This is a genomic window from Mesorhizobium sp. Root552 (assembly GCF_001427285.1).
In the GTDB taxonomy this organism is placed as follows: domain Bacteria; phylum Pseudomonadota; class Alphaproteobacteria; order Rhizobiales; family Rhizobiaceae; genus Mesorhizobium.
On sequence record NZ_LMFV01000056.1, the window covers coordinates 114,141 to 131,031 of the forward strand.

The window sequence follows — 16,891 nt, forward strand, 5'->3', positions numbered from 1 at the left end:
TCGGAATGAAAACGAGAAGCCGGGGCTTTCACCCCGGCTTTTTGTTGTGCCGGCTCAGGAAGGGATGCATCCCTTCAACTCGGGAAACTTCTCATCGAAGCGCGCGGCCCAACGCGTCAGCCGTCCGCGCCCCTTCTCCCATTTGCCTTGAAATCGCAGCGAAAGATAACCCAGCGTAGCGCGCAAGGCGATCTGGCCGACCGTGATCTTCTTCGGCAGCTTGGGTGGGTTGGCATTGAGATGATCCAGCGAGCGGGTCACCTTTTCCCACTGCTTGTCGATCCAAGGCTGGAAAACAAACTGCTCGGGCCGCAGCCGCCGCTCGTAGACAATCGAGAGCGCGCAATCGCAGATGCCGTCGGCCAATGCTTCCAGAACCTCCGCTTCAGTCCGCTTTTCGGGATTGCGCGGAAACAGCGCATTCTTGGAAAGACGGTTCAGATATTGCGTGATCGCACGGCTGTCATAGACGACGGCGCCATCATCGAGCAGGAGTGTAGGAATTTTCCCGAGCGGGTTTGCCCCTACCAGCACCGTGGGCTGATCGTCCGTCTTGGTCGGAACGGCGTCTATGGCGATGCTGGCATAGGCGGCGGCCATCCGAACCTTGGCGCTGTAGGGCGAAGCTGAGGCGTAGAGCAGTTTGGGCATAGTCGTTTCCTGTTATTGGCAGCGGCACATTATTCCGCGCTTTGCTCAAAGCAACGGCCAATGACAGGAATTCAGCCGATTAGACGCTGAAACCGGACCTATCGGAACGTATTGGCGGTTCAGCGCAGGACGCGGCAGCCGCCGTTGTAGACCATCCAGCGGTCGAACCCGGAAACGCAGAACTCGACATTGTCGCCAATGGAGGCCAAGCCCTGCCCTTCCTCGATCAGATACCAGATGTCGCGATCGCGGCCGTCCGACAAGGTGACGGTAGCGCCGCAATAGTGGCGCGCAATCGGCCACCTTTCGCTCGCAGGCAGGCTGCGGTGCAAATGGATACGGCTGAAATCGGTGATCGCCACGTCCGGAAGGTTCGGCACGTTGTGGACCTGATGGTCGAACCGGCTTGTGATGCGGCTCAACACGGCGGGCATGTTGCAGACGCTCGCATCTCCTTCGTCGACATAGGTCGAAAGGTCGGCCGCGTGCGCTACCGACGACAGGGCCACGGGTGCGCAAAGGCAGGAGAATGCAAGGAATGCAGACTTTATGGCGCGGATCATATCAGCCTCTCGAAGCGATTTGGCCGCACTGTGAGGATTTCAGCGGTCGCGGTCAAGCGTCAGATTCAACCCGGCGTCAGCCACCTGACGGACCAGGGCGCTCCGGGCTCCTCAGCCAGTAATCCATGCAAGGCAGGAAGCGCGCCTCGCAGTTCTTCTTCCAGTGTGAAAGGCGGATTGACCACCACCATGCCACTGCCATCCAACCTCGGTTCCCTGCCCGATGGCCGGATATCGAAGCTGATATCGAGGATTTTGGGGATGCCGCTCTCGGCCAACCCTCGCCGAAACCCGGCAACTGCGTCGCGGTCCTTGATCGGATACCACAAGGCGTAGATCCCGCCCGGCCAACGCTGGTGCGCCTTGCTCAACCCATTCAACAAGCGATCGAATTCGCCGGCCTGTTCGAACGGCGGATCAACCAGCACAAGTCCGCGCTTTTCCTTTGGTGGCAGATGAGCGCCAAGGGCAAGCCAGCCATCGAGCTCAATCACCCTCACCTGAATGTCGCCGGCGAACACCGCCTTCAGCCGTGAAGCATCCTGCGGGTGCAGTTCGACGGCCGACAATCGATCCTGCTTGCGCAGCAAGTGGTGCACGACAAAGGGCGAACCCGGATAGTGCGCAAGTTCACCCTGCGGATTGGCTGCACGTACCGCGTCGAGATATGGGGCCAGGAACGCCGACAGATTCGGATCAAGTTCGGCGCCCATCACCCGGCCAACGCCGCCGTGCCACTCGCCGGTCTTGCCGGACTCCGGCGAAGACAGATCATACAGGCCGATGCCGGCATGGGTGTCGATCACCCGGAACGCCTTGTCCTTCTGTTTCAGGTATTCGACGATCCGGGCCAGTACCGCATGCTTGACGACATCGGCAAAATTTCCCGCGTGATAGGCGTGCCGGTAGTTCATTTCCCGTCGATGCCACCACCCCTGCCCCAACGCGGAGGCGGCGGTTGCGAATTCGGATTCTGCGGATTGCCCGAACGCTTCCGGCGAAATGCCAGCACGAGCCCGATGAAGCCGACTGCCATCAGGGAAATCCCGATCGGCTGGAAGCGCGCATCGACCTCGCCCGAACCAGCCCGCAAGACCAGATCGACCGCCTTGATATGCGGACCCTCGGCGTCGCCGCGGCCGACGTTGAACCGGTAGGTGCCGTCATGCACCACCGCGATCAGGCCGGCATCGTCGCGCGCAACCTTTTGAGCGACTTGCGGGCTCTTGTCGCGAATTTGCGACTCGCCCGCGAACCGAAGCGTCTCTGCAAGAACCGTTTTGCCGTTCTCCGAGGCTGTTATGGTCAGCACGGCTCCAACAGGGGCAAACAGATCGTTGGCGTCGGTTGTCAGGTCCAACAGAACGCGCACCGGTGCGTCGGTCGGCGACAGTTGAACCTCGACCGGCTCAAAGCGACCTTGGCGATAAACCGGCCATGTTCCGATCTCCCGGCCCGAGAAGTTGCTAACAGACCACGGATAGACAAAGCCCATCCCGAGACCAGCCAAAAGCACCAACAAGAAAAACAGACGCATCAGCTGTTCCCAGATCACCTACGAGCACGGGTGGAGGCTATCCACCTCAACCGGCACGATTTGTCCAGAAGCCTGACGCCGGTGTGCCGCAATCACGCCTTTCGTTCCCATCTGTTGTCCGCCGTTTGCTGCCAGTAAGTCACTGCATGGCCGGCCGACTTCATCGTTTTCCAATGCTGCCGGGCAGCTTCAACTTGTGTCGTATCGTGACCGTCGAACAGGAAAACCGCACGCTCATAGCCAGCAAGATCAGGCGGTTCGGCGCCATCTACCAGGAACCTGATCTGCGCGTCGTTCTGGTTGCCGTCGCCGGTGGTCAACAGGATCGGCTGCTCTTGTGGGAAGGCCTCGCGATCACTTGCATGGGCCAGGAAGGAATCGTCGCGGAACGTCCACAGATGCTGGTCGAGCGCATCGCGCCGGTCTTCGCTACCGGTTTGGACGACCGCGCGCCAACCACGACCGATACTGCGTTCCAGCAGGCCCGGAAGCGCATCTTCAAGCGTGGACTCCGTCAAATGGTAGAAAAGGATCTCGGTCATAACCGGCAATCAGCACAAAGTCATTGGCGTTCATAGTGGTCGCGAACGAGCCGATCGAGCAACCTGACCCCGAATCCCGAGCCCCACGACGTATTGATCTCGCTTGCCGGCGCGCCCATTGCCGTGCCGGCAATATCAAGATGCGCCCACGGCGTGTCCCTGACGAAGCGTTGAAGGAACTGGGCCGCCGTGATCGCGCCGCCATAGCGGCCGCCGATGTTCTTCATGTCGGCGTTCTTCGATTCGAGCAATTTGTCGTACTCGCTACCTAGCGGCATGCGCCAGAGCCTTTCCTGCGTCGCCGTCCCCGCTCCCACCAGCCGGTCTGCCAGTTCGTCGTCGTTGGAGAACAAGCCCGCATGATGCTGGCCAAGCGCGACCATGATGGCGCCTGTCAGCGTCGCCAGATTGACCATGAACCGTGGCTGGAAGCGGTCGTTACAGTACCAAAGCGCGTCGGCCAGAACGAGGCGCCCTTCGGCATCCGTGTTGAGTACTTCGATGGTCTGCCCGGACATCGAGGTCACGATGTCTCCGGGCCTTTGCGCATGCCCGTCGACCGAGTTTTCAACCAACCCGACGATGCCAACGACATTGGCCTTGGCTTTCCGCGCAGCCAGGGCGTGCATCAATCCTGTGACAGCCGCCGCGCCACCCATGTCTCCCTTCATGTCTTCCATGCCGGATGCGGTTTTTATTGAATTGCCGCCGGTGTCGAATGTCACGCCCTTGCCTACGAAAGCCACCGGCTTGTCCTTGGCGCCGCCGCCATTCCACTGCATGACGGCCAACCGCGCCCCGCGCGGAGAACCCTGGGCCACGCCAAGCAGGGCTCCCATCCCCAGCTTCTTCATCTCCTTTTCCGTCAGGATTTCGACCGCAACACCAAGTGCTTCGAGTTCCTTGATGCGCGTGGCAAACTCCACCGGCCCAAGGATATTGGCCGGCTCGTTGACGAGATCACGCGCAAGCAACACCCCGTCTACCGTTGCCTTGGCGGCGGCGAACGCCTTCCTGGCCGATGCAGGATCGGCACACATGATTGTTATCTTGGCGGATTTCTTCTTGGCATCGGCTGCATCACCGTCGCCGTTCGAGGCGCGGGTCTTGTATTTGTCGAAAGCATAGCCGCGGAGCAAACCGCCTGCGGCTGCATTGGCCGCATCGACACCGCTTACGACAGTATCCGGCAAATCGAGAATGATGGTTGCTTCGGCGGCTTTGCCGAGCGAACCCGCAATGATTCCGCCAAGCTTTGTCCAGGCATGTTCATCCAGGCCGGCAAGCTTGCCGACGCCTATCACTGTAATCTTGTCGAGTGGCGTGTCGTGCGGCGCCAGAATTTCCACCTGAGTCCCGAGCTTGCCGGAGAAATCGGCCGCCGCAAGCGCGCGTTCAACTGCCTTTACGGGCACATATTTCGACGTTTCGGGTCCGATGCCCGCCTCCTCGGCCGAAAACACGTACACAGCTCCCTTTTTGGGCGCTGCAAACCTGGAAAACGTCACGGAAGATATCGAAGCCATGAAGACCTGCTTGGCGGTTATTCTGAAGGGAACGCGACATTTCGTCGTTTTCCGTCATTTGGCAACCCGTGTTGCGCAAAGGCTTGCTAAGACCATGCTAAAGGACGTTTGGCCGTAACCCGACGCACGTTTTCGCCACAAGCCATCATTAACCATGAGCCTTCGCGCTTTCTTATCCATTCTCCGCGACATTGGCGCGGGCGAGAAAGCATGCTCCCGAGAGACCGGTGAATGCATTTGTTGAACAGGCATGACCGGACGGATAATCAGTTCTGAGGCGCGATGCCGGAAAGCCAATCGAGAATCCCCACTGCATGAAGGTTATCGAACGCTACATATTGCGGCGTGCGCTCGTGTTGTTCCTCGGCGCCTTGGTCTGGACGTTGGCAATCGTCTGGACGACGCAGGTATTGGCTCGCATAGACCTCGTGACCGATAGCGGGCAATCAGCTTTGACTTTCTTTGAGGTTGCCACCCTCATCCTTCCAACGGTCATACCGATTGTCGTTCCGTTCGCGCTTGCAGGTGCAGTTGCGCAAACCCTGAGCTCGATGAATGCCGATTCGGAACTTGTGGTGATAAATGCTTCGGGCGCATCCAGGGTCACCATCGTGAAGCCCATATTGATGGTTGCGGTGGCGGCGAGCATTCTCTGCTTCGTGGTTCAGAACGGCGTTGAGCCCTACGCTCGCCAGAAGAACCGTGACCTCGTTGCCAGCGCCCGCGCCGACTTCCTGTCGCTGGTGATTCAGGAAGGCACGTTCCGGAAGGTTGAAAACGGCCTGTTCGTGCAAATCGGCGAGCGCCTGCCCGGCAACCAGCTAGGCGGCATCTTTGTTGCCGATAGCCGGCAGGAAGGAACCGACCTGGTCTATTACGCCAAGCGCGGCGCCGTAATCGATCAGGGTGACGACAAGGCTTTGTTGATGACGGACGGCGTCATCCACCGCAAATCCGTCGACGGCAATGTCTCGTTGGTTCACTTCACCTCCTACGCATTCGATCTTTCCGCTTTCGGTTCCAACACGGGCGGTGTCGTGCGCCTGCCGAAAGACCAGACCACCCAGTATCTTCTCAATCCCGATCCCAACGATGACGCCTACAAGAAGGCTCCGGGCACCTATCGCAGCGAGATCAACAAGCGTTTTTCGGAATGGTTGTTTCCGATAACCTTCGCGCTGATCGCACTGGCGGTGGCCGGGGATGCCAGATCGCATCGCGAGGCTCGCATCCATCCTCTGGTTACGACCATCTGCATTGCCCTTCTTGTTCGCTGGATGGCGTTCTTTGCCGAAGGGCAATCGAGAACTGAACCGATATTCGGCTACCTGATGTATGTCATTCCTGTCGGGATGGCGCTCGTTTCGATCTGGTTCATCAGGACGCAGCGAGCGATGGAGCTCCCAATCGGATTGATCGATATGGTCGTCGGGTTGGTGGGCCGCGTCCTTGGCACGTTTGCTTCCTTCCGGTATCGCTCCGTCAATTCAAGACGAGGGTCGGCTTGATGGGCTGGACACTCGGACGATATTTCCTGTTTCGGTACGCCACCATCACGACGTGGTTCTTCCTGGGCATTTTTGCGCTGGTGTTCCTGATCGATTTTACGGAGCTCACCAGCCGGACGTCACGCATACCTGGATTCAGCTACCAGATCGGCGCACTCATTTCCGCGCTTCGCGTTCCGATGCTTGTCCTCCAGACCGTCCCCTTCGTCGGCTTGTTTGCCGCAATGGCGACGCTGGTTTCGCTTAATCGCAAGTATGAGCTGGTCGTGGCGCGCGCCGCCGGCATATCGGCCTGGCAATTCCTGCTGCCGGTTTGCCTTGGCGCACTATTGTTCGGCGTGCTGGCCGTAGGCGTCCTCAATCCCCTCGCCGCGCATGGCCTTTCCCGCTCTCAGCACATCGAAAGTCTCCTGCGTTCGGGTAGCTCCAATGCTGTCGATGAGGACTCCACACCCTGGATCCGGCAAAAAACCACCTCGGGCGACACCATCATCGGTGCCCGCGCCATCTTGAACCAGGGACTGGAGATGGCCGATGCCACCTTCTTCGTTCTCGACAAGAACGGCGATATCGTCGAACGCAAGGACGCCAAGCGCGTTTTTCTGCGCGACGGATATTGGGAACTCCATGACGTCAGCACCATGACGGATGCGGGAACCAAGCAAATCCAGAAGCTTGCCCAGATTCCCACCGACCTGAAGCCGGAGTTCGTTCAGGAAAGGCTGGCACGACCGGAAACCATTCCTTTCTATGACTTGCCGGGCAAGATTGAGGTTGCCCGCTCATTCGGCCTCAGTGCAAATGCCTTCGCGATGCAGTTCGATTCGCTAGTGGCCCTGCCTTTCCTTCTGGTGGCCATGACGCTGATCGCTGCGACGGTTTCGATGCGTTTTGCACGAATGGGCCAATCGGCAACGATGATTCTAGGTGGCGTTGTCGCCGGGTTTCTGCTTTATGTCGTTTCGGTTCTCGTCAAAGCATTTGGCGTGGCTGGTTTTGTGCCGACTTTGATTGCGGCATGGTTTCCAGTTGTTGTGGCAATGTTTTTCGGGGTAACGTTCCTTTTGTATAAGGAAGACGGCTAGTGAGGGGGGCGGGTTTGCAGAACGGACGGTCGAGCCGTTTCGCGCTCCTGTGTGGAGTGAGCGGGCTTGCATGCCTGCTCGCCGCTGGTGCCGTGACCGTTCCATCCTGGGCGCAGGAAGTGCCCGACTTGTCTGCGGAAATTCCGGCAAATGCGCAGATGCTGCTGGAGTCCGATACGCTTGTCTATGACAACGACGCTCAGACTGTCACGGCAGTAGGCGGGGTGCAGATCGACTACGGTGGCAACCGGCTGGTCGCCCAGCGCGTGGAATATAATCGCAAGACCCAGCGCCTCGTGGCGAGCGGCAACGTGCAGATCGTCCAGAGCGATGGGACGAAGATCAATTCCGAGCACATCGACATCACCGATGACTTCGCTGACGGCTTCGTCAACGCGCTGCGTGTCGAAACCGTAGACAAGACCTATTTTGCCGCGGAAAGCGCTGAGCGTATGGGCGGCGTTTTGACGACATTCCACAATGGCGTCTACACGGCCTGCGAACCTTGCGAAGACAAGCCCGACCAGGCCCCCATCTGGCGCGTGAAAGCGCGCAAGATCATCTGGAATGGGCAGAAAAAGACGGTTCGCTTTGAGGATTCCAACTTCGAGTTCTTCGGCTTCCCGATCGCCTATCTGCCCGCGTTCGAAATCGCAGACCCGACGGTCAAGCGCAAAAGCGGATTCCTCTTCCCTTCGGTCAGCTACAACACCGAACTCGGTGCTGGCGTCGGCATCCCCTACTATTTCGCGCTGTCGCCGACCTACGACCTGACGGTCAAGGGCAACTACTTCACCAAGCAGGGTTTTCTTGGCGAAGCGGAATGGCGTCAACGGTTCAACAACGGCCAGTACAGCTTGAAAATTGCCGGCATCCACCAGCAGGATCCGGATGCCTTCCGGACTACGAGGGATACGGTCGATAGCGGTGCTGCGGGAGACCCGAACAAGCTTCGCGGCATGATGGGCACCAAGGGCCAGTTCGCCATCAATTCGAGATGGGATTTCGGCTGGGACATCATGCTCCAGTCGGACAAGAACTTCGCCCGTACCTACAATATCGATGGGTTCAACGATTACGTCCACCGCTCCGAAGTGTATCTGACCGGCCTGAACGATCGGAATTACTTCGACCTGAGGGGCATGAAGTTCGAGGTTCAGGAGAACCTCCTGGACACCCATCCGCGGGCCAGGAACGACGAGCAGCCTTGGGTCCTGCCCTCATTCGACTACGCCTATATTCCGGATACTCCGCTTGCGGGCGGCCAGCTTTCGGTAAATCTCAACGCGCGGGCAATTCACCGCAGCAGTCTGGACACGGCTGACTCCCTCACCAACCCCGGCTTTTTCGAGAGCGTTCGCGGCATCGAAGGCGAATCCGGCCGTCTGACCGCCGAAGCGGAATGGAAGCGGTCGTTCGTCACCGATGGCGGCATGGTTTTCACGCCGCTGCTGGCATTCCAGGCCGATGGCAATTTCGTCAACGCTTCGTCGGCATCGCTCGCCGCAATCGACAATATGGCCTTGAACCCGGACATCAATACCAATGCGGACGTGCGTTCGTCGTTCTTCCGCAGCATGGCTACGCTGGGTCTCGAATGGCGCTTCCCGATCCTGTTCTCCAGCGTCGGCTCGTCACATGTATTCGAGCCAATGGCGCAGTTGTTCGTTCGCCCGAACGAGACTTATGTGGGCGGGCTCGCCGTTCCGAACGAAGATGCGCAAAGCTTCGTCTTCGACGCCTCGACGTTGTTCGAGCGTGACAAGTTCTCCGGCTATGACCGCATCGAAGGCGGCACGCGCGCGAATCTGGGCATCCGCTACTCGGGCAGCTTCGAAAACGGCTGGACGACGAACGGACTGTTCGGCCAATCCTACCATCTGGACGGCCACAATTCCTTTGCGGAACCGGACATGGTCAACGTCGGGGCAAATTCAGGCCTTGAAACCGACCGCTCCGATTTCGTCGGTCTTGTCGGCATAGCGAGCCCCACCGGCCTTTCGGCTTCATTGAGCGGCCGCTTCGACGAACAGACCCTGGAAGTACGGCGCTCCGAGGTGAAGCTTGGCTTCACCGGGCAACCGATTTCGGTTTCGGCCAAGTATGCCTTCATCCAGAAGCAGCCGCTTTACGGATTTGCCGAAGACCGGCACGAAGTCATGCTTGGCGGTTCGGCTCAGCTTAGCGAAAACTGGCGTGTCTTCGGTTCGGGCACCTACGATCTGCAAACGAATGTTCTGGTCAAGGACGGCATCGGCTTCGGTTACGCCGACGACTGCTTCACCTATCTGATGACATTCTCCGAGACACGGGACCGGGACACGAAGGAAGTGTCGCAAAGCATCGGATTCAATATCTCGTTCCGTACTCTGGGCGACTTTGGATCGGCGACAAGCTCCTTTACTGAATAGTCAGCCACAGGTGTCGACACGGTTTTGCCGCATAGAGCAGGCATGAGTTGGCATACCGTAATAAACGAAGAACAATCCGGATTGCCTTGATGCGGAAGTACATCTTTTCAGCAAGCTTCGCCCTTCTCGTGGCAGCCACGGCGGTTTCATTCACCTCGATGACGCCTCCGGCTATGGCCAGCCAGATCAAGTACATCGTCAACGATGTTCCGGTCACCAGCGGCGACATTCAGCACAGGTCCGCATTCCTGCGCCTGCAGCGCCGCAAGGGCGATGCGGCCAACGAAATGATCGAGCAGACGATACGTTTGACCGAAGCCCGGCGGCTCGGCATCCGTGTCACCGACCAGCAGGTCAACGATGCCTACGCCCGCTTCGCCTCCAACAACAAGATGCAGTTGAAGCAGCTCGACGGCGTCATGGCTCAGGGCGGCGTCACCAAGGAACACTTCAAGGAGTTCATCCGGGCCCAATTGGCTTGGAACCAGGCGCTTAGTGCGCGTTATCGCGCCGAGCAAGGCGGCGGCAATGGCCTCAGCCAGCAAGACGTCGTGCGCAAGATGCTGGACAATGGCGGCACCAAGCCCACAGCCACGGAATACATGCTGCAGCAGGTGATTTTCGTTGTGCCCGCTTCCGAGCGCAGTGCAACGCTCGGCAAGCGCAAGCGCGAAGCGGAAGCCATGCGCGGGCGCTTTAACGGCTGCGGCACGACGCACGAGTTCGCCAAAGGCCTGATTGACGTCACCGTTCGTGACCTTGGACGGGTGCTTGCGCCGCAACTCCCCCCGGATTGGGCCGAGCAGATCAAGAAGACCAAGACCGGTGCGGCTACAACCGTTCGCGAAACCGAACGTGGCGTGGAGTTCATCGGCGTGTGCAGTGCGCGCGAAGTTTCCGATGACAAGGTCGCGCAGATGGTCTTCCAGAGTGAAGGCGATGCCACCGGCAAGACCGACGAGTTCAGCAAGAAATATCTGGACGACCTGAAGAAAAAGGCCCGTATCGTCCAGCGCTGAACAACATGGAAAAAATTGGCGTTCCGCTTGCCGTCAGTATCGGCGATCCGTCGGGTATAGGTCCGGAAATTGCTATTGCAGCGTGGCAAATCCGGCAACGCAACGGTATCCCTCCGTTCTATCTTCTCGCCGACCCAGCCCTGATCACTTCACGCGCGCGAATGCTGGGCGCCGATATCCCGCTATCGGAAACCGAGCCTTCACGGGCTTGCGATCTGTTTTCGTCCAGCCTGCCTGTCGTTTCCCTTTCCTGTCGTTTCAGTGACCAACCCGGCACTCCCGACAGCACCAACGCCAAGGGGGTGATCGAGGCGATCGATCGGGCTGTTGACGACTGCTTTCACGGCAAGGCAGCCGCAATCGTAACCTGTCCCATTGCCAAGAAGCCGCTTTACGACGCCGGATTTCGCTTTCCCGGCCACACCGAATACCTCGCGCACATCGCATCGCAGCGCATCGGCAAGCCGGTCATGCCAGTGATGATGCTGGCAGGCCCTGACCTGCGCACCGTTCCCGTGACTATCCATATCCCGCTTTCGCAAGTGCCTCAGGTACTGACAACCGAGTTGATCGTATCCACAGCACGCATAACGGCTGCCGACCTGCGCGATCGCTTCGGCATCAAAAAGCCGCGCCTCGCCATCTCGGGACTCAACCCGCATGCCGGCGAAGGCGGCTCAATGGGCGCGGAAGACAAGGATATCGTTTTACCGGCTGTCACCGCTTTGCGCGCTGACGGCATCGATGCCTTCGGGCCGCTGCCTGCCGACACGATGTTTCATCCCCGCGCCCGCGCAGGCTATGACGCTGCACTGTGCATGTATCACGATCAGGCACTGATCCCGGCTAAGGCGCTGGCGTTCGATGAAGCGGTCAATGTCACGCTTGGACTTCCTTTCATTCGCACGTCGCCAGATCACGGCACGGCGTTCGACATTGCCGGCAAAGGCATCGCAAGGCCGGACAGTTTGATTTCCGCACTGAAACTTGCCAGCCAGTTGGCCAGCACCATCAGTGCGAACGAACGCCAATGAGTCTGGATGGCCTGCCGCCTCTGCGTGAGGTCATCGACCGTCACGGCCTTCAGGCGAAGAAGGCACTTGGGCAAAATTTTCTGCTAGACCTCAACCTGACCGGAAAAATCGCACGTGCTGCAGGCGATCTCACCCAGACGACGGTCATCGAAGTCGGGCCTGGTCCCGGGGGTCTGACGCGGGCGCTGCTGGCAAACGGCGCACAGCGCGTCGTTGCCATTGAACGCGACGAGCGCTGCCTTCCTGCGTTGGCTGAGGTATCGGCCCACTACCCGGGGCGGTTGGAAATTGTGTCCGGGGATGCCCTTAAGACCGATTTCAGCCGGCTGGTGGGCGAGCCGGCCAAGATCGTCGCCAACCTGCCGTACAATATCGGTACGGAACTGCTTGTGCGCTGGCTGACTGTTCCCAAATGGCCGCCCTTCTACACATCGATGACACTGATGTTCCAACGCGAGGTCGCACAACGCATCGTCGCCTCACCGGGCAGCGAGGCATATGGCAGGCTGGGCGTTCTGGCCGGTTGGCGAACGGATGCCAGGATTTCGTTCGACGTTCCGCCGCAGGCTTTCACGCCGCCACCGAAAGTCACCTCGTCCGTCGTGCATCTCGTGCCGCGAGCGCAACCACTCGATGCCGACGTGAAGAAGCTCGGCCGCGTTACGGAAGCAGCCTTCGGCCAGCGTCGCAAGATGCTGCGGCAAAGCCTGAAAAGCCTTGGCGGAGAGGCCTTGCTGCAAGCCGTGGGCATCGATGCCACTCGAAGGGCCGAGACACTGAGCGTCGAAGAGTTCGTCAACCTGACGAACGCGATCTAGGCGCGACGGTCTGTTCTCGCGAACAGGTCAGTCGGTACTCTCGTCGAGCAGACCGGAAACGAAATCGAAAAGGCCCGGCCGCCTGTCGCGGCGCAGCCGCTCCGCCGTCACGATTGATCTGACTTCGGAAAAGGCGCGATCGAGGTCGTCATTGATGACGACGAAATCGTATTCGGTCCAATGTTCGATTTCCGTGCGTGCATTTTTCAGCCGCGTTTCAATCACGGCTTCCTGATCCTCAGCCCGCCGCTTCAGCCGTGCCTTCAATTCCTTCATCGAAGGCGGCAAAATGAAAATTGAAACAATGTCGCCGCGCACCTTTTCCTTCAGTTGCTTGGCGCCTTGCCAGTCGATGTCGAACAGCATGTCCCGCCCTTCGGCCATCGCCCTTTCGGCAGGCTCGCGCGGCGTCGCGTAGAAATTGCCATGTACTTCGGCCCATTCCAGCAATTCATCATTGTCTCGCAGGATTTCGAAGTCTCGCCTGGATCTGAAATGGTAGTGCTGGCCCTCGATTTCACTGCCGCGCCTTGGCCTCGTCGTCACGCTAACCGAAAGCTCGAACTCCGGGTCGCTCTCGATAAGGTTGCGCGCGATTGTGGATTTGCCTGCGCCGGACGGCGACGACAGTACAAGCATCAAGCCACGGCGGCGGATGCGGGAGCCGGCATCTTTGGCGGGCATCTGTTACTCCAGATTCTGGACCTGTTCGCGAAACTGATCGACGACTGCCTTCAACTCCAGCCCAATGGCGGTGACGGCGGCTGCGTTCGATTTCGAGCACAACGTATTCGATTCGCGATTGAATTCCTGCGCCAGAAAATCAAGCTTTCGGCCAACGGCGCCGCCGGCATCGAGCAATGAGCGGCCAGACACGACGTGCGTTTTCAGCCGATCAATCTCCTCGCGGATGTCCGCCTTGGTCGCCAGGAATGCAGCCTCCTGGTAGAGCCGGGCTTCGTCCAGGTTGGCGCCCGGGTCCAGCAGGAGCTTGACCTGCTCGGTGATCCTTGACCGGATTGCAGCGGGCTCGCGGGAGGGATCTGCTTCTGCCCGCAGCGTCAGTGCTTCGATCGAGCTTAGGTGACCTGCCAGGAGCGAGCGAAGTGCTTCGCCTTCGGCTTGCCGGGCCTGCTGAAGGTTGACCAGCGCTACGTCCAGCGTTGCATGGATCACCGCGTCGAGGGCAGCGCGCATGTCTTCCGTCTCGGTCACCTCTGGAACATCCAGAACACCGCGCAAGGAAAGCAAGCCGTCAGCACTGGCCGGCGCGATGCCGAACTGCTCTTGCAGCCGCTTTGCCAAACCGGCCACATCCTTCAAAAAGGCCTCGTTGACGACGGGTTGAGACTGCATGCCAGAGGGCCGCGTGAGGGTGAGAGTTGCCTGAAAGCTGCCGCGCGCAAAGCGCCTCTGGACGGCTTGGCGCACCGATACCTCGATCCGTTCGAAGCCCGGAGGCATACGCAGCCGAACCTCGGCGCTCTTGCCGTTGACGGACTTGACCTCCCACGCAACCGCATTGCCGTCGTGTTCGGCAATGGCGCGTGAAAACCCGGTCATGCTTTGCAGATTCATTGCAGTCCCCCGGCCGCAAACGCCCCGCTATTGTGCAGGCGCGGCTCCATCAGTCCCAGTCGCGGGCTGCTGGGCGCCAGTCTTGGCCGCCTCCTCCGCCTGCTTTTTCTGGAATGCGCGATAGCGTGCCACGTTCTCGTTATGCTCGTCCAAGGTGGCGGCGAATACGTGCCCGCCAGTGCCGTCCGCGACGAAATAAAGATCATCGGTCTTCGACGGATTGGCCACAGCTTCAAGCGCGGCGCGGCCCGGATTTGCAATAGGAGTCGGTGGCAAACCATTGATAGTGTATGTGTTATACGGCGTCGGCTTATCTATGTCGGACTGATAGATTGGCCGGTCAACCGGCTTTCCCTTGCCGCCGAACAAACCGTAGATGATCGTCGGATCGGATTGCAGCCGCATACCCTTGGCAAGCCGGTTCAGGAACACGCTGGCGATCCGCGAGCGCTCGGTGCTTTTGGAGGTTTCCTTCTCCACGATCGAAGCCAGGGTGACGAATTCCTGCTCATTTGCGAGCGGCAAATCCGGAGAACGGCGGGCCCAGACTTCAGCCACCAGTTCCTTCTGGTCGGCAAGCAGTTTGTCGATCATCTGCTGGCGCGTTGCACCGCGCGTGAAGCGCAACGTATCGGCTGCGAGGCTCCCCTCTGTCGGAAGGGTAGTCGGCATGTCGCCAGTCAAAGCCTCCTGTGATGCCACCCGCTGGAAAGCCTGTTCGACCGTCATACCTTCAGGAACCGTCAGCGAATACATGACCGACTTGCCGCTTTTCAGCAGTTCCATGATTTCATGCATCGAGGCTTGCGGCTTGATCTCGTATTCGCCTGCCTTCAGCGACTGGTCGTTATCGTAGGCACGGACACCAAGGCGAAATATGCGCGCATCGCTGATAAGCCCTCGCCGCTCGAGTTGATCGGCAATCTCCTGGACACCCGTGTTCGGTTTGACGAGGAACGTGTCCGCATTCGCCGATGGACCCGGCTCATTGAAGGCTTGCTTGCCAAAGTAAAGAGCGAGGCCGGCCCCGACGATCACCAGAAGCACCAGCGTCACGAGGAAATTCATGAAAACGACGACCTGGCTGCGCGATGCGCGCGAGCGCTTCGGCGGCGGCGTTCCGGCTTCGGGGCGCAGAGCCTCGTTAGCGGTCTTGGGCACGATCGGACCTGCCGGTGCCGGCCGCTGGCCAAACTCCCCGTTACCCCCAGGATTGGTGTTCATTGCACCCTACAATTTGATGTCGCGACGAATCCCCTCCTGCACAGTAGGAGCGAATATGGCAAAATTGGCAACATTCCAGCTTCACCGGAGGCAATTCCGGCCGGCTTGTCAGCCATTATAGCGCTGGAAAACGAGCGAAGCGTTGGTTCCACCGAAGCCGAACGAGTTCGACAAGGCCACGTCAATCTGCCGGGCGCGGGGCTTGTTCGGCACCAAATCGATTGCGGTTTCCCGTTCGGGGTTCTGCAAATTGATCGTGGCAGGCGCGATGTTGTCCCGGATCGCTAGGATCGAGAAGATCGCTTCGGCAGCGCCAGCCGCTCCCAGCAAGTGCCCGATTGACGACTTGGTAGACGACATGGAAATCTTCGATGCCGCATTGCCGACGAGCCGTTCGACAGCTCCCAGCTCGATCGTGTCGGCCATTGTCGATGTGCCGTGCGCATTGATGTAGTCAATGTCGGCGGGCTTCAGGTTGGCGCGCTTGAGTGCTGCCGTCATGCAGCGGAAAGCGCCGTCGCCATCCTCGGACGGCGCGGTGATGTGGTAAGCATCGCCCGTCAGGCCGTAGCCCGTCACTTCGGCATAGATCTTGGCGCCGCGCGCCTTGGCGTGCTCCAATTCTTCAAGCACGACAACGCCGGCGCCCTCGCCCATGACAAAGCCGTCGCGGTCGCGGTCATAAGGCCGCGACGCAACTTCCGGCGTGTCGTTGCGTTCCGTCGATAGAGCACGGCAAGCAGCAAACCCCGCGAGCGACAGGCGCGTAACGGGAGCTTCCGCGCCGCCTGCCAGCATCACGTCGGCATCGCCCCACATGATCAGGCGGGCTGCGTCACCAATTGCATGCGCACCGGTGGAGCAAGCCGTCACGACGGCATGGTTCGGGCCTTTCAGGCCATGGCGAATCGAAACCTGGCCCGAGACCAGGTTGATGATCTGTCCTGGAATGAAGAACGGGCTGATGCGGCGCGGGCCACGCTCCTTGAGCGTTATGGCATTTTCTGCGATGCCTTCGATGCCGCCTATGCCGGAACCGATCAACACGCCGCTAGCGAACTGCTCGTCCGGCGTCTTTGGTTCCCAGCCGGAATCCTTCAGCGCTTCGTCGGCGGCCGCAATTCCGTAAAGGATGAATTCGCCGATCTTGCGCAGTTCCTTCGGTTCAAGCACGGCTTCGGGATTGAATGTCCCGTTCGTGCCATCGCCGCGAGGAATGATGTGCGCGATCTTGCAAGGCAGATCGTCAACCTCGAACTCGGTAACCCGCCGCGCAGCACTACGACCGGTCAGAAGTTCCTTCCAACCGTGCTCGTAGCCCATACCAAACGGAGAAAGCAGGCCGAGGCCTGTGACGACCACTCGCCTCATCGCAGAATCTTCCGGATGTTTATC

16 protein-coding genes are annotated in these 16,891 nt (G+C 59.5%); 6 read left to right on the forward strand and 10 right to left on the reverse strand.

Annotated elements, in window-relative coordinates; genetic code table 11:
• Positions 1 to 54 precede the first annotated feature (54 nt).
• From ASD50_RS18175 to ASD50_RS18200, 6 genes are all read right to left on the reverse strand, one after another.
• Entirely contained in the window at positions 55 to 651 is a 597-nt protein-coding gene (locus tag ASD50_RS18175) for a glutathione S-transferase family protein (protein WP_056244216.1), read from the reverse strand.
• A gap of 119 nt (positions 652 to 770) precedes the next feature.
• Positions 771 to 1,214, reverse strand: a complete 444-nt coding sequence (locus ASD50_RS18180; RefSeq protein ID WP_056244220.1) for a hypothetical protein — start codon at positions 1,212 to 1,214, stop codon at positions 771 to 773.
• 65 nt (positions 1,215 to 1,279) lie between these two features.
• Positions 1,280 to 2,128: a 23S rRNA (adenine(2030)-N(6))-methyltransferase RlmJ gene (locus ASD50_RS18185; protein ID WP_056244223.1), complete on the reverse strand. Its 849-nt coding sequence runs from the start codon at positions 2,126 to 2,128 to the stop codon at positions 1,280 to 1,282.
• On the reverse strand, positions 2,125 to 2,751 hold the full coding sequence (locus ASD50_RS18190; protein WP_056244775.1) for a hypothetical protein: 627 nt from the start codon (positions 2,749 to 2,751) through the stop codon (positions 2,125 to 2,127). Before ASD50_RS18190 ends, ASD50_RS18185 begins: the two co-directional genes overlap by 4 nt.
• Before the next feature lie 92 nt (positions 2,752 to 2,843).
• A complete protein-coding gene (locus tag ASD50_RS18195) occupies positions 2,844 to 3,293 on the reverse strand; it encodes a DNA polymerase III subunit chi (RefSeq protein ID WP_056244225.1) in 450 nt (149 codons plus the stop codon).
• 20 nt (positions 3,294 to 3,313) lie between these two features.
• On the reverse strand, positions 3,314 to 4,819 hold the full coding sequence (locus ASD50_RS18200) for a leucyl aminopeptidase (RefSeq protein ID WP_056244228.1): 1,506 nt from the start codon (positions 4,817 to 4,819) through the stop codon (positions 3,314 to 3,316).
• A gap of 314 nt (positions 4,820 to 5,133) precedes the next feature.
• Here ASD50_RS18200 and lptF point away from each other — a divergent pair, with 314 nt between their 5' ends.
• The 6 genes from lptF to rsmA all read left to right on the forward strand — a co-directional run bounded on the left by lptF (position 5,134) and on the right by rsmA (position 12,694).
• Positions 5,134 to 6,327 carry an LPS export ABC transporter permease LptF gene (lptF, locus tag ASD50_RS18205; protein ID WP_056244231.1) on the forward strand — a complete coding sequence of 398 codons (1,194 nt, stop codon included), beginning with the start codon at positions 5,134 to 5,136 and terminating at the stop codon, positions 6,325 to 6,327.
• Complete coding sequence (lptG, locus tag ASD50_RS18210; RefSeq protein ID WP_200952436.1) at positions 6,324 to 7,412, forward strand: LPS export ABC transporter permease LptG; 1,089 nt, start codon at positions 6,324 to 6,326, stop codon at positions 7,410 to 7,412. The genes lptF and lptG overlap by 4 nt, the downstream gene beginning before the upstream one ends.
• Positions 7,412 to 9,823, forward strand: a complete 2,412-nt coding sequence (locus ASD50_RS18215; RefSeq protein WP_056244236.1) for an LPS-assembly protein LptD — start codon at positions 7,412 to 7,414, stop codon at positions 9,821 to 9,823. Before lptG ends, ASD50_RS18215 begins: the two co-directional genes overlap by 1 nt.
• Positions 9,824 to 9,912: 89 nt before the next feature.
• Complete coding sequence (locus ASD50_RS18220; RefSeq protein ID WP_056244239.1) at positions 9,913 to 10,842, forward strand: peptidylprolyl isomerase; 930 nt, start codon at positions 9,913 to 9,915, stop codon at positions 10,840 to 10,842.
• Positions 10,843 to 10,847: 5 nt separating this feature from the next.
• Positions 10,848 to 11,876, forward strand: coding sequence for a 4-hydroxythreonine-4-phosphate dehydrogenase PdxA (gene pdxA, locus ASD50_RS18225; RefSeq protein WP_056244242.1), 1,029 nt, complete (start codon positions 10,848 to 10,850; stop codon positions 11,874 to 11,876).
• Positions 11,873 to 12,694 (forward strand): 16S rRNA (adenine(1518)-N(6)/adenine(1519)-N(6))-dimethyltransferase RsmA, encoded by an 822-nt coding sequence (rsmA, locus tag ASD50_RS18230; protein ID WP_056244244.1) that lies wholly within the window; start codon positions 11,873 to 11,875, stop codon positions 12,692 to 12,694. Before pdxA ends, rsmA begins: the two co-directional genes overlap by 4 nt.
• Positions 12,695 to 12,721: 27 nt before the next feature.
• On the opposite strand, the gene gmk is transcribed toward rsmA, so the two are convergent.
• The 4 genes from gmk to fabF form a co-directional block, all read right to left on the reverse strand.
• Complete coding sequence (gene gmk, locus ASD50_RS18235; protein ID WP_056244247.1) at positions 12,722 to 13,378, reverse strand: guanylate kinase; 657 nt, start codon at positions 13,376 to 13,378, stop codon at positions 12,722 to 12,724.
• 3 nt (positions 13,379 to 13,381) lie between these two features.
• Positions 13,382 to 14,272, reverse strand: a complete 891-nt coding sequence (locus ASD50_RS18240; RefSeq protein ID WP_056244250.1) for a YicC/YloC family endoribonuclease — start codon at positions 14,270 to 14,272, stop codon at positions 13,382 to 13,384.
• 27 nt (positions 14,273 to 14,299) lie between these two features.
• On the reverse strand, positions 14,300 to 15,496 hold the full coding sequence (gene mltG, locus ASD50_RS18245) for an endolytic transglycosylase MltG (protein ID WP_056244252.1): 1,197 nt from the start codon (positions 15,494 to 15,496) through the stop codon (positions 14,300 to 14,302).
• A 108-nt stretch (positions 15,497 to 15,604) separates the two neighbouring features.
• The gene (fabF, locus tag ASD50_RS18250) at positions 15,605 to 16,867 is read right to left on the reverse strand and encodes a beta-ketoacyl-ACP synthase II (RefSeq protein ID WP_056244256.1); all 1,263 of its coding nucleotides are present in this window, start codon (positions 16,865 to 16,867) and stop codon (positions 15,605 to 15,607) included.
• Positions 16,868 to 16,891: the final 24 nt, after the last annotated feature.